This is a genomic window from Paraburkholderia dipogonis (assembly GCF_042680985.1).
In the GTDB taxonomy this organism is placed as follows: Bacteria; Pseudomonadota; Gammaproteobacteria; order Burkholderiales; family Burkholderiaceae; genus Paraburkholderia; species Paraburkholderia phytofirmans.
Window position 1 is genome coordinate 212,900 of sequence record NZ_JBHUFR010000022.1, and the last position, 12,851, is coordinate 225,750.

Here is a 12,851-nt window from a genome sequence, read left to right on the forward strand (position 1 = left end):
CAATTTTTTCAAATTAAGCAGGATGCAAGATGGACGATATTGTAAAGAAACGCGATGAGGCTCCGGAGGCGGCCGCGCTTAGTCGTCGCGGCTTTCTCGGGATGGCGGCGTCGATGACGGCGGCGGCGACGGCAGCGGTACTGCCGAAGCTGGCCAGCGCTGCGAGTGCCGCAAGCGATGAGCGCGACGTGCTCGAGGTTGCGATCATCGGCGCCGGGCTGGCGGGCCTGACCGCGGCGCGCGACCTGAAACGTGCCGGATGCGAGTCTTTCGTGGTACTGGAGGCGCGCGACCGTGTCGGTGGACGCACCCTCAACCACGACCTCGGCAACGGCTACTTCTCGGAGGCGGGCGGCCAATGGATTGGGCCGGGCCAGACCGCGGTCGCCGATCTGGCCCGCGAGCTGGGTGTCGGCACGTTCCCCACCTACTGGCAGGGCAAGTCGATGATGCTGGCCGGTGGCGCTCGTGCCGCAGTCGATACAGAAGGTGGCTTCGGCACGGATCCGAAGATTGCGCATGAACTCGAGGAGATGGCGAGGAGCGTGCCGTCCGGCGCGCCGTGGACGTCGCCGCGCGCCGCCGAGTTCGATGGGATGTCGGTCGGCGACTGGCTGGCGGCAAAGAACATTGCACCGGCAGACCAGATAGGTTGGTCGACCGGCCTTGAGATCACCGGCGGCACTGCGCCGGCGAGACTGTCGCTCCTGCACTGGTTGTCGATGGTCAATTCGGCCGAATGCAATTACGACCGGCTCGAAGCGGTCAAGGGCGGTGCGCAGGAAACCCGTCTCTCGGGCGGTTCGCAGATCCTGTCGATCAGGATGGCACAGGCGCTGGGCGACAAGGTCCGCCTGTCGACCCCCGTGCTGCGCATCGAGCACTGGCAGAACGGACCGGTCGCCATTCATACGCCGAACGGCGTGATCCGTGCGCGCAACGTGATCGTCGCGCTCTCGCCGACGCTGTGCAACCAGATCGCCTTTGATCCGCCGCTGCCGGAAAAACGCCGCGAAATGCAGCGACGCTGGCCTGCGTTCGCACCTGGACGCAAGACGACGCATGTCTACAAGAAAGCGTTCTGGCGCGACAAGGGTTTGAACGGCTGGATCTTTCAACCGAAGGGACCGGTGTTATGGGCATACGACAACTCGCCGGAGGATGTCTCGTTCGGCGTAATCAACGCGTTCGTGCACATCAGCATGCTGCCGTCCGACCCGAGGGAGGCCGAGGCCGAGCTTTCGCGCATCTATGCCGAGGCGTTCGGCGACGAAGCACTGCATCCCATCGCGTTCCACCAGCGCGACTGGCTCAAAGCGGATAAATGGACGCTGACCTGCGTCTCGCCGATGCCGCCCGGTTTTCTCACCACGTACGGTGAAGCCTTGCATCCTTCTGTCGGCCAGCTGATCTGGTCGGGCACGGAAACAGCGGAAATCTGGGCGGGCTACATGGATGGCGCGGTGCGTTCCGGCCACAAGGCGGCATTGCAGGCGTTGCACGCAGTGGCGGGGAGGATGGTGTAATGAATAGCAAAACTAAACATCGCAGCCGCGGCAAGCGGATGTTCATCCTGTTGGGCGGGCTGCTGTTAGCTGTCGCCGTGGCCGCGGGCATTGTCTACGGACCAGGAGTCTATGGCTTGCTGCGAGTGAGCAGTGAGATCGACCAGATCTCGAACGACAACGCACGTGTGAACGGTCCATGGCCGCGCGCCAGCGATGCCTGCATTTACTGCCACGGCTTCGAAGGCAACGCGCGCAACCAGGCCTATCCGCGCCTGGCGGGGCTGAAACAAGCTTATCTCAGGAAGCAGCTCAAGGCATTCGCCAGTGGCGAGCGCAGCGATCCGACCATGACGCCATTTGCGCTCAGCCTGTCGGAGCGCGAGTTCGAATCTCTGGTGACACATTTCTCGCAGATGACGCCGTCGCCGAACACGACCTTCCATGCCGATGCGGCGCGCGTGGCGCGTGGCGAAGCGCTGGCCAAGGCCAAAAATTGCGCCGCCTGCCACGGACAGCAACTGGAGGGGAGGGACGCGTATCCGCGATTGGCCGGGCAAGGCTACGACTACCTGGTCGAGCAGCTCACGGACTTCAAGAACGGCAAGCGCCGTGAAGCCACCGGGGCGATGGCGGCGATGGCCGGTCCGTTGTCGCAACAGGATATCGAAGACCTGGCGCAATTCATCGCCAGCCGATAAGAGGGAGTCAGACCATGACGCAACACATGACAGTGAGCGACCCGCGCCGTTTTGTCGGCTGGCTGGCCGTAATCGGCGCGGTGCTCGCCTGGAGCATGGCGGTGCTGTATGCCGCCGCGGCCAATTTCGATTTCGAGGTCCTCGAACGTCCCGTCGCGATGCTTGGATTCACTCCGGGGTCGCAGAATCTCTTTCGATTGTCGATGTGGGCCGACATCCTCGGCTGGTACCTGCCGTTCCTGGCCGTTGGCGGCTATCTCTGGGGGCGGATGCGTCAGCGCGTGGGCGCACTGGCCGACATTGCCCTGACCGGGGTTGTCGCGTACGCCATGCTCGGGATCATTGGCGCCGGCATGCTGAATCTCACGCTCGCACCGCTTGCCGGGCTGCATTCTGGCAACGACCCCATGGCCAGGGCGGCAGCCGAAGCCATCTGGCCCACCCTGCAGAATGCCGCACAAGGTATCTGGAATGCTGAAGCACCGTTCCTTCTGCTGTGGGGAATCGGGACAGCACGCTTCCTGCGTGCCGAGAAATGGAGCTTTGGCCGTCTGCTCACGTTCGATCTTTGCGTGTTCGGCATTGAGTTCATTCTCAATCTCAGCGGGTGGCAGGCTCTCGCTGAGATGGCATTACAGCTCACCCTCGTGATTCATCCTCTGTGGCTGTTTCTCTTCGGTATCAGCTTACTGCGCGAACGCGCCCCGGCCCTCGCGGGCACAGGGATGGCGCCAGCCGCCTGACATACAAGTGCGAAATCCGCCTATATCGGCTGCGCCGCCCCGCGTCGAGAGGTGATGCGGGGACCGATATTGGCAAGGGTAAGCGTAATGGCGAATCAAATTCATTAGGACTATTGGAATTCATTATGGAATCGAAATTTTATCTTTATTGTCTTGCCGATATCGCATTGATCGCGACTTCCCTGATCTATGGCGTGAAGCTTCTCAAGAAGCGTAACTACCTCCTCGGGATCGAATGGCTGGTCACTACGTTCTCGGCGACGAACCTATTGATCAACGCCCTGACCGGTGGCCACATTTTTTTAAGTTTGTCGCTGTTTTGCGATGCATTTTCCAGAGGTTTCGGCGTGCCGGTCATCACCATCGCGGGCATGATGGCTGTTACGCATCGGTACAAACCGTCGATTGCCGCCGATGTCACGTATGTGGTGGGCGCACTGGCGGGAACCGTCATTGTGTGGTCAGCAGACTTTATGGTTGAACCCAAGCCCTACTTCTATCTGGCGACGTGGTCCTTGTTCTCGGTTTACCTCGTATACGTTGTAAAGAGGTTGCTGAGCGTTGGAGAGAAGCTTAATGCCGCGAGTGTGATCCTGGCGCTGGCATTCACGCAGACTATTGCGAGTATCTATGATTTTTACCCTATACCTGGCGACGACGATCACATGACCTTCTATATTTTTGCGCTGCTTGCCTGGTCGTACCTGTCCGTTTCGTTGTATTACGCCTATTGCGCCTTGGAACGCGCGCAGGAAAAGAAACCGAACCTCAATCGAGCTTATACCCTGTCTGGTCTGGAGCGTCATCGTTAATGGCCTCTTCGCTTAAGGCATATGGGTAGCTTCAAGGAGAGATTGAGTATGCGCGACGGAAACCAGGCTGCTGCGGATTGCCTCGAGCCGGAAGGAAACTCGGGAATGTTGAGTGCGCGCCAACAACAGGGCGAGCACACTGACTATGATCGGCCGCGAAAAAAACGCCAGACCTGGGCATGGGCGGCAACGAAAGAACAGTATGACTGGATGGACTCGCACGCCTCGTTCGTTCACCTGGATTAGCGGCCAGGACAGCGCTCCGGGCTTCGTTTGGCAGCACTATGCTACCTCCGCCAGGAAGAAAACCGGTACCTCGCCGTCCCGCGAGAGACAGTGGAGAGGTATTCGCTTGAGGTTCGGGAGTTGTAGCGTCATGCCGTTTGTCCGTCTTTCCGCGGCCGGGCCGAACCGTAAAGTCAATCAGCTCTGCTGATGGAAAGTGATTGCGCCTTGCGCGCTCTCGCCAGGGTGACGCGACGCCCAGCACGATTGGCGACTCGCGCGTGACGTTGACCACGGTTCTTGTCGGCAGCGCGGCATCTTCTTCGTATTGACAATCCTGTTCGTTGCCTCCGCCCCAGGTGCCGATTTCTCTCGGCGCGCCGCCGCGACAAAATTCCGAAGTGTCCAGCCGCTGCCACGCTTGTGCGCAAATTTCATTCGATGCACCGCCATTAGAACGAGGCCTGGTCAGTGTTTCCCCTATATTTTTTTATCTTGAGCGTAGGCCGATGCACCGCTATTATTAGGCCATCAATACGTAAGTAGTAGGCCGAGTGTACGTATTCTGGAAAAGGTTGGCGAAGGGTGGAAATGGACGGCGATCTGGATTGCTCAGGGTTGGTTTGCATCCGGAATGGTCTGTGAGAACGACAGGCAGGTTGTGTTCCGCAGGCGCCACATTCCTCCGTTGCTCCAGACCGATTCCCTACCGTTGTCACAACAGAGAAAGGTGATTCAAATGCAAGTGACTGAGCAGATGAAACAGGATCTGGCGCGTGACGGTGCCACCGTCGCCCGAGGCCTGTTTTCTCCCGAGCGGCTCGAGCGGATGCGCGAGGCTTTCGATTACGGGGTCGCTCACCCGAGCCCGCAGCACGGCTACGCTTTCGAAGGCACGCCGGACGAGCATTTCAATGACTACGGCAACTTTGACAACCGCGAGGTGCACGTCGCCACGGTCAAAGAGTTGGCGCTCGATGAATTTGTGGCGTCGCTTTGGGGCTCCGAACATGTGTGGCTTCTCGGCGAGGAAATCTTCATCAAGAAGGGAGGCAGGGCCGGGCGTTCGCCGTGGCACCAGGACACCTCGTACTATCCGTTTCAGGGGCAGCAGTTGCTCAACATCTGGACCTGCTTTGAGAAACTGCCTCGCAAGAATTCGCTCGAAGTCGTCCGAGGCTCTCACCTCGGCACTCAGTACAACGGCACCTCCTACAACGACCCGAACGACCACACCAAGCCGTTGTGGGCGAACACCGACTGGCCCCAACTGCCGAACATCCAGGCGGAACGCACGAAGGATCCGGCGTCCTGGGATGTCCTTTCCTGGGATCTAGAGCCCGGCGATGCCCTGCTGTTCCACTCCGGCTCTCTGCACGGTGGTGCTCCCGTGACCCCTGACTGTCCGGATCGCCACACGCTGGTCTATCGGTTCTTTGGCGACAAACTGTTCTACCGACCGTTGCCGACTGGGGGATGCAACTACCCCTACGACATTAGCGAACTCAACGACCCATCGCTGACGCCGGGTGAGCCGTTCCGGGCCGCTTATTGCACGCCACTGCGCTGATCCGTTGCGCGCGGGTTTCCATCACATCATCCGGGCCAGGAGGCTCACATCATGACAGCCACTAACAAGCTCCAATCGATCATTCCGCCCGCGTTCCAGGCGTGGCATGACGCTTATCACTTCACGCCGGCGACGCGCGTGGGCGACACGATCTGGGTGTCGGGGCAGGTCGGGGCCGATGCCGAGGGGAACATCGGGGCGGACGTGCAAGCGCAGACACGGATTGCCTTCGAATCGCTCAAATACGTTCTCGAGGCGGCGGGCGCGAGCCTGGACGACGTGGTCGAGCTAACCACCTTCCACACCGACCTTCACGGTGAAATGGAGGCATTCACGGCCGTCAAGGATGAGTATTTCCCGAGCCGCTATCCGTCATGGACGGGAGTGGGGGTGACGCAGTTGGCCCTTCCTGAGTTGCGTGTCGAGGTTCGGGCGGTGGCGGTGGCAGGGTCCGGCAAGGGCTGAGTCAGGGGCGGAGTGGCGATGACCGGCGTCGAAGCCGCGATCGACTACATCGCGCTCCGCACGGCCTGACGTGCAGGCCGCGAAGCGAGACGAATCGGAAGGAGAACGATGATGAAGCAGCACAGTATCAGAGCCGTGTCCGCCGTCGCGGCCGCAGTATGTCTTGTGATCGGAACGGCGGCCATGGCCGACGACCTCACGCCATCAGGCGCCGAGCGCGCGGCCAGCAAGGACGGGCTCGTGCCGGCGTTCTCCGGCAGGCAGGCTTCTCCTGCAGGCTGGCAGTGGGGCAAGACTCGCGGCGACTTCTGGAAGCACAAGAGCGAGAAAGCCCTGTACACGATCGACGCGTCGAACGTCGATAAATACGCCGACAAACTGACGCCGGGGCAGATCCAGCTCGTCAAGCAACTGAAGGGCTACCGCATGGACGTCTATCCGTCCCACCGCGAATGCCAGTTGCCGGAACTCGCCGAGCAGAATTCGACCGCGAATCTCACGACGGCGAAACTGGCTTCGAATGGCGAGATGATCCAGACGGCGACGTTCCCGGGCGTGGCCTTCCCGCAGCCGAAGAACGGCGCCGAGGCGATCCTCAACTACGAGACGCGATACCGGGGCGAAGGCGCGGAGTGGTCGCCGGGTGTCACGGCCATTTCTCCACACCCTGGCGGCAGCGAGTGGATTGACAGCGTCGGCCCACAGGTCTTCTTTTTTCCGACTGGCAAGGAAGGCAAGATCACGCCGCAGGACGTCGACCAGTTCAACCTGGGCGCCTATTTCGAGGTCGACTCACCTGCGGCGTTAGCCGGACAGGCGTTCGTGCAACGCCAGTACTTCGATAAGGACTCGGAAACGTATTACTACTTCCCCGGCCAACGCCGCGTGAGGCGCATGCCGGCCTATACGCATGATGCGCCGCTGATCGGCTACGAGAATCAGTATCTGATCGACGAGGCCAACATGTTCAACGGCTCCATCGACCGTTTTAACTGGAAGCTCGTCGGCAAGAAGGAAATGATCGTGCCGTACGACGATTTCGGCATGTACACCTTCAAGGACAAGCTGCGCGACGTTGCCACGCCCAATGGCATCTCGTCCGATCATCGCCGCTACGAGGTGCACCGTGTCTGGGTCGTGGAGGCGACGCTCAAGCCTTCGGCGCGCCACGCTGCGTCGAAGAAGGTGTTCTACCTGGACGAGGACAGCTGGCTTGCACTCGTCGGGGAGGACTACGACGCGCAGGGCAAGCTCTGGAAGGTGCGCGAGAGCTACCCGATCCCGGTGTGGGAGCTCGGTGGCGCCTGCGATAACGAGCCGTTCGTGCAGTACGACCTGAACAACGGACGCTACGTGTTCGATGCCTCCTCGATTGGCCAGGGCAAGGACATCCACTGGTACCAGCAGATCAGCGACCCGCGCTTCAAGGTGGACTTCTTCACGGCCGAATCCTTGCGGTCGGTGAGCGAGCGCTGAAATTCGGCGAAAACGAGGTGACCGGTGCGCGTGGGTGGCGTGCGCCGGCATAGAGGGTGACGGCAGGGGAGACTCATGAAAACGAAGAGTATCGGAAGATACGTTGCGGCGTCGCTGGCCATGTTTGGCACGGCGGCCACGAGCGCGTACGGTTACGATTTCACCACGGGGCTGGGCGATCTCACGGGTTCGTGGGTGACCAACCTCACGGGAGGCGCGGGCATCCGCACCAAAAACCCCAGTTGCTCGCTGACCGGCGACCCGAACTCGTTCGGTTGCGGCGCGTCAGCCAACACCAATCAGTGGGGCGCGGGCGACAATGGCGACCTGAACTACCGCAAGGGTCAGCCTTTCAGCACCTACATCAGCGCGACGAGCGAGTTGCTCTTCAAGATGCCCAGCGAGGGCCTCAAGTTCATGATCCGTGGCACGGGCATGTACGATTTCCTCGCGGGCGACACGAACCGCACGCCGCTGTCGAGCACCGCTGCGGCGCAGGTCGTCTACAACGCGCAACTGCTCGACCTGTGGGGCGAGAAGGATTTCACGATCAACGGGCGGAACGCGCACGTGCGGCTCGGCAATCAGGTGATCAACTGGGGCGAGAGCATGTACGCGCAAGGCGGCATCAACGCCACCAACTCGCTCGACGTGCAGAAGCTGCTGGTTCCCGGCTCGCAACTGAAGCAGGCGCTGCTGCCCGCGCCGATGATCAGCTTCGCCGCCGATCTTTCCCATGGATTCAGTACTGAGGATTACTACCAGTTTTCGTGGAATGGCAACCGCTATCCGCCGGTGGGCTCGTTCTGGTCGCTGTCGAACAGCCTGGGACGCGGCACGGATCCGTATACGGTGAGCACCGCCAATCTGAATGTGAACGGCCCCAGCGCGGGGACGATCGCCGGGTCGAACAGCGGCAACCGGAACATTCTCAACGGCATCAATAACGGCCTCGTCAACGGGGCGTTTGCGGGTCCGCCGTTTAACGATATCGGTCTGCCCGTCAACTGGCAGGCGCCGTCGAAATACCATCCGCAGTTCGGCATGAAGTTCAATTACTCGCCGCGCTCCTTCGACGCGAATTTCGCGGTGTATTACGAGAATTACACCGACAAGTCGCCGGTGCTGTCGGCGATGGCCAACGGGACGCTGGGTTGGTCTTATCTGCAGAACCGCCAGCTCTTCGGCGCGAGCGCGAACTTCGGCATCGGCAACTGGGCGATCGGCACCGAGCTCTCGTACCGCCCGCACGATGCCGTGGCGCTGTCGGGCTGCTATGGCCCGGGCGGCCCGCTCGATCTGAACACCAACGGCGTGGCCGGCGTGAATTGCCAGCAATGGGCCGACATGAAGAAGCTCCAGTACGACATCAACGGGCTGCTGGCGCTCACGCGCAGCGAGTATCCATTCCTTAAGCTGATCGGCGCGGATGCAGCGACGCTGACCTGGGAACTCACATGGATCTACTACCCTGGCCTGAGCCAGCGCGGCGTCACGCGCACCGTGGATGGCCAGGCGGTTACGCAGGTGCCGCAGGCGGGCTATCTGCCCTGGCTGAACAACGGCTCGAGCCTCGGCTACCCGATCGGCATGGCACAGGGCACGTCGAGTTCCGTGGGCGCGACGATCGATTTCAACTGGACCTATGACGGCACGCTGATTCATGGCTGGCAGGTGACGCCCGGCGTGACGTTCGCCGGCGGACTCTACGGCTACACACCCACGCTTACCGCGAACTACCTGCAGGGCGCGAAGTCGCTGAACCTCTACGTGCTGTTCAACCAGAACCCAACCGTCTGGCAGGCGGGCATCAATTACACGCTGTTTTGGGGCGGGCACAACACCGTGGGCAATCCCTACTCGGACCGTAACTTCGTCGGGATGTTCGTTACCCGAAACTTCTGATGGCCGGTTCCGTATGCCATTGAATCACCTGAAGGAAAGTGCCGTGTTAAATCGTCTGGTCAAATCGCTGGAAAGGGTGTTCTTCGCTCACCGCCTGGCCGTGCTCGTGAGCATCGGCCTGTTCACCGCGGTGATGGCGTTTTTCGCCGTGCAGTTGCGCATGGACGCCGGCTTCGAGAAGCAGATGCCGATCGGCCACGAATACATCCGGACGTTCCAGAAATACCGGAACGATCTGCTCGGCGCGAATCGGATCACCGTGGTCGTGCGCGCGCGCAAAGGATCGATCTGGACGCCGAAAGGATTGACCCGGCTGTACAAGGTGACCCAGGCCGTCACGTACCTGCCGAACGTGGACCGCCTTGGCGTGCGCTCGCTGTGGACGCCGAACGCATTCGTCAATGAGATCACCGACGAGGGCTTTCGCGCCGAGCCGATTATCTCCGGCACGATTACGCCCGACCAGTTAACGCCGGAGATCGTCGCGAAGATCCGCCATGCGACCACGGAGGGTAACTACATCGGCACGCTCGTCTCGCGTAACGAAGACAGCGCGATGATCACCGCCGAATTGAACGAGCGCGACGCCACCGGCAAAATGCTCGATTACGTGGCGTTCAATCACCTGCTCGAAGCGAAGATCCGCAAGCCGTTCGAAGATGCAGGCTATGAAATCCAGATCATCGGCTTCGCGAAACAGATCGGCGACATTGCCGACGGCGCAACCGGCGTGCTCGGCTTCTGCGGCATTGCGCTGCTGCTCACAGCGTTCGCGGTCTACATGTACTGCCGTTCGGTGCGCTTGACGGTGCTGCTGATCTTCTGCTCGCTGGCGTCGCTGGTCTGGCAGTTCGGCACCTTGAAGCTGCTGGGCTTCGGGCTCGATCCGCTCGCGGTGCTGGTGCCGTTCCTGGTGTTCTCCATCGGCGTATCGCACGGCGTGCAGCAGGTCAACTTCATCGTGCGGCAGATCGCGCGCGGGCATAGTTCGTACGACGCGGCGCGCCATAGTTTCAGCGGCCTGCTGGTCCCGGGCGTGCTGGCGCTCGTCACCGCGTTCGTGTCGTTCATCACGCTGCTGCTGATTCCGATCCCGATGGTGCGCGAACTGGCGATCACTGCTTCGCTGGGCGTGGGCTACAAGATCGTCACCAATCTGATCCTGCTGCCGGTCGCGGCGTCGTGCTTCAACGTCAACCAGGCGTACGCCGCTAGCGCGCAAAAGCGTCAGGCCCGGCGGTCGGCGTTTTTGCGTCCTCTCGCGCGGGTGGCGCAACCGAAGTTTGCGGAGGCGACGCTCGCGGTGGCACTGGTGGTGTTCGCGCTCGCCGCGTGGCAGAGCCGCGACCGCGTGATCGGCACGCTGCAGCCGGGTGCGCCGGAACTGCGCGAGGGGGCGCGTTTCAATCGCGACGCGACGTCGATCACGAGTCACTACGACATGGGTCTCGACTGGCTGACGGTCGCGGTCGAATCGAACGGCAAGGCTTGCGACAACCCGGCGGTCGGACTCTACGAGGACGATTTCACGGCCGCCATGCGCACCGAGCCCGGCGTGGTGTCCGCACAGTCGTATTCCGCATTGCTGCGCACCTACAACCAGGGCTACAACGAAGCCTTGCCGAAGATGAACGTCGTGCCGATCGATCCCGAGAACTACGGTGCGGTGTCGGTGGATGTGGGCCGAGTCAAAGGCTTCATGAAGGCCGACTGCAGCATGACGGCGGTGCATCTGTTCCTCACCGACCACAAGGCCACGACGATCAGCCGGATTCTCGCGGACGTGAAGCAATACGGGGCGTCGCAGCGATTCCCCGGCATCAACCTCCGCCTTGCGGCGGGCAACGCGGGCGTGCTCGCCGCCACCAATGAAGAAGTGGAGAAGAGCGAACTGCCGATGATGCTGTACGTGTACGCGGCGATAGTCGTTCTCGTGTTCCTCACGTACCGCGACTGGCGCGCGATGGTGGCCTGCTGCGTGCCGCTTTCGGTGGCGACCTTCATTGGCTACTGGTTCATGAAGGAGCTCAAGATCGGGCTGACGGTGGCCACGCTGCCGGTGATGGTGCTGGCGGTGGGCATCGGCGTGGACTACGCGCTGTACATCTATAACCGGTTGCAGATGCACCTGGCCGACGGCGACCCGATTCTCAAGGCCATGGAGCGCGCGCTGGAGTTCGAATGCGTGGCGACGATTTTCACGGCGATCACGCTGGCGGTTGGTGTAGCGACGTGGAGCTTCTCGGCACTAAAGTTCCAGGCCGACATGGGTAAGCTGCTCGCGTTCATGTTCCTCGTGAACCTGCTGATGGCGATGACGGTGCTGCCTGCGCTGGCGTCGGTGCTCGAACGCTGGTTCCCGCGCCGCAAGCCGGCGCGTTCGCCAAGCGTGCTGATCCACTGACGCAGACGAGCCCAACTACAGAGACATAGCCATGATCAAGACTCTTGTTGCCGGCATCGCGCTTGCCGTAGCCACGATGGCGTTCGCCCAAACCGATGGAACGGTCGCTGTGTGGTCCGCAAAACCCGCACATGCGTGGGCAGCGCCGACCCACATGATGTTGATGGACGCGACGCGCGCCGGAGCACGGGTCGTCGCCGTTGGCGAGCACGGCACGATTATTCTTTCGGATGACGAAGGAAAATCGTGGCGACAGGCCCGTGCGGTGCCGGTCTCGGCGACGCTGTCGGCCGTTGCCTTCACCGATGCACGGCACGGCTGGGCCGTCGGCCAATGGGGCGTGATTCTCGCGACTGCCGACGGCGGCGAAACGTGGGAAAAGCAGCGGATGGACACGTCGGTCGACCAGCCGCTGTTTTCGGTGATTTTTACGGGCCCGCAGGACGGGATAGCGGTGGGCCTATGGTCGCTTGTCCTCGCAACCCACGACGGCGGCAAGACGTGGGCCCGCACGAAGCTGCCGAAACCGCCGGGCGGTGGCAAGGCGGACCGTAACCTGTACCACATCTTCCCGGATGGGAAGAGCGCGCTGTACATCGTGTCGGAACAGGGGCTGGTGCTCAAGTCCACGGATGGCGGCGCGACCTGGAGCTATCAGACGACGGGCGGCAAGGGCACGCTGTGGACGGGTGTGGCGCTGCCGGACGGGCGGGTCGTGGTGGGCGGGTTGCTGGGCAGCATTTATCAGAGCAGCGACGGCGGCGCGACATGGACCGCGCTGAACGCGGGCACGAAAAGTTCGATCACGGATCTCGTGGCGAGTGGAAACGGATTGATGGGCGTCGGACTCGATGGCCTTGTGTTCCATCAACGCAAGGGCAGTGTGTCGTTCGAGGTCGATCAGCGCGAGGATCGCGCCGCCCTTACCGCAGTACTGATCGACGGCGCCGGCAAACCGCTGCTGTTTTCGCAGGACGGCGTGCTGACGGCTCGTTAAGAAATACCGTTCCGGGCGAGCCGGACATCGGCACGCAACTTGTTCTGC

11 protein-coding genes are annotated in these 12,851 nt (G+C 61.6%); all 11 read left to right on the plus strand.

Annotation, left to right across the window (positions count from 1 at the left end):
- Window positions 1-29 precede the first annotated feature (29 nt).
- Window positions 30-1,526, plus strand: coding sequence for a flavin monoamine oxidase family protein (locus ACFSNN_RS28115; protein ID WP_134465036.1), 1,497 nt, complete (start codon window positions 30-32; stop codon window positions 1,524-1,526).
- A gap of 50 nt (window positions 1,527-1,576) precedes the next feature.
- Entirely contained in the window at window positions 1,577-2,206 is a 630-nt protein-coding gene (locus tag ACFSNN_RS28120; protein ID WP_377747586.1) for a c-type cytochrome, read from the plus strand.
- Between the two features lie 14 nt (window positions 2,207-2,220).
- Window positions 2,221-2,949: a hypothetical protein gene (locus ACFSNN_RS28125; protein WP_134465033.1), complete on the plus strand. Its 729-nt coding sequence runs from the start codon at window positions 2,221-2,223 to the stop codon at window positions 2,947-2,949.
- Between the two features lie 125 nt (window positions 2,950-3,074).
- Window positions 3,075-3,761: a hypothetical protein gene (locus ACFSNN_RS28130; protein WP_134465031.1), complete on the plus strand. Its 687-nt coding sequence runs from the start codon at window positions 3,075-3,077 to the stop codon at window positions 3,759-3,761.
- Window positions 3,762-3,809: 48 nt separating this feature from the next.
- Window positions 3,810-4,007: a hypothetical protein gene (locus ACFSNN_RS28135; protein ID WP_134465029.1), complete on the plus strand. Its 198-nt coding sequence runs from the start codon at window positions 3,810-3,812 to the stop codon at window positions 4,005-4,007.
- A 718-nt stretch (window positions 4,008-4,725) separates the two neighbouring features.
- The gene (locus ACFSNN_RS28140; RefSeq protein ID WP_134465027.1) at window positions 4,726-5,556 is read left to right on the plus strand and encodes a phytanoyl-CoA dioxygenase family protein; all 831 of its coding nucleotides are present in this window, start codon (window positions 4,726-4,728) and stop codon (window positions 5,554-5,556) included.
- Window positions 5,557-5,607: 51 nt separating this feature from the next.
- Entirely contained in the window at window positions 5,608-6,021 is a 414-nt protein-coding gene (locus ACFSNN_RS28145; RefSeq protein ID WP_134465025.1) for a RidA family protein, read from the plus strand.
- Window positions 6,022-6,129: 108 nt separating this feature from the next.
- Window positions 6,130-7,497, plus strand: coding sequence for a DUF1329 domain-containing protein (locus ACFSNN_RS28150; protein WP_134465023.1), 1,368 nt, complete (start codon window positions 6,130-6,132; stop codon window positions 7,495-7,497).
- Window positions 7,498-7,572: 75 nt separating this feature from the next.
- Window positions 7,573-9,402 carry a DUF1302 domain-containing protein gene (locus tag ACFSNN_RS28155; RefSeq protein ID WP_134465021.1) on the plus strand — a complete coding sequence of 610 codons (1,830 nt, stop codon included), beginning with the start codon at window positions 7,573-7,575 and terminating at the stop codon, window positions 9,400-9,402.
- 43 nt (window positions 9,403-9,445) lie between these two features.
- Window positions 9,446-11,806 carry an efflux RND transporter permease subunit gene (locus tag ACFSNN_RS28160; RefSeq protein WP_134465019.1) on the plus strand — a complete coding sequence of 787 codons (2,361 nt, stop codon included), beginning with the start codon at window positions 9,446-9,448 and terminating at the stop codon, window positions 11,804-11,806.
- Window positions 11,807-11,837: 31 nt separating this feature from the next.
- A complete protein-coding gene (locus ACFSNN_RS28165; protein ID WP_134465017.1) occupies window positions 11,838-12,803 on the plus strand; it encodes a WD40/YVTN/BNR-like repeat-containing protein in 966 nt (321 codons plus the stop codon).
- Window positions 12,804-12,851 lie beyond the last annotated feature (48 nt).

Bases quoted from the DNA above. Each gene is read 5' to 3' on its own strand.
- ACFSNN_RS28140 (WP_134465027.1), top strand. From the start codon at position 4,726: ATGCAAGTGACTGAGCAGATGAAACAGGATCTGGCGCGTGACGGTGCC.
- ACFSNN_RS28165 (WP_134465017.1), top strand. From the start codon at position 11,838: ATGATCAAGACTCTTGTTGCCGGCATCGCGCTTGCCGTAGCCACGATG.
- ACFSNN_RS28115 (WP_134465036.1), top strand. From the start codon at position 30: ATGGACGATATTGTAAAGAAACGCGATGAGGCTCCGGAGGCGGCCGCG.
- ACFSNN_RS28125 (WP_134465033.1), top strand. From the start codon at position 2,221: ATGACGCAACACATGACAGTGAGCGACCCGCGCCGTTTTGTCGGCTGG.
- ACFSNN_RS28145 (WP_134465025.1), top strand. From the start codon at position 5,608: ATGACAGCCACTAACAAGCTCCAATCGATCATTCCGCCCGCGTTCCAG.
- ACFSNN_RS28150 (WP_134465023.1), top strand. From the start codon at position 6,130: ATGATGAAGCAGCACAGTATCAGAGCCGTGTCCGCCGTCGCGGCCGCA.
- ACFSNN_RS28130 (WP_134465031.1), top strand. From the start codon at position 3,075: ATGGAATCGAAATTTTATCTTTATTGTCTTGCCGATATCGCATTGATC.
- ACFSNN_RS28135 (WP_134465029.1), top strand. From the start codon at position 3,810: ATGCGCGACGGAAACCAGGCTGCTGCGGATTGCCTCGAGCCGGAAGGA.
- ACFSNN_RS28155 (WP_134465021.1), top strand. From the start codon at position 7,573: ATGAAAACGAAGAGTATCGGAAGATACGTTGCGGCGTCGCTGGCCATG.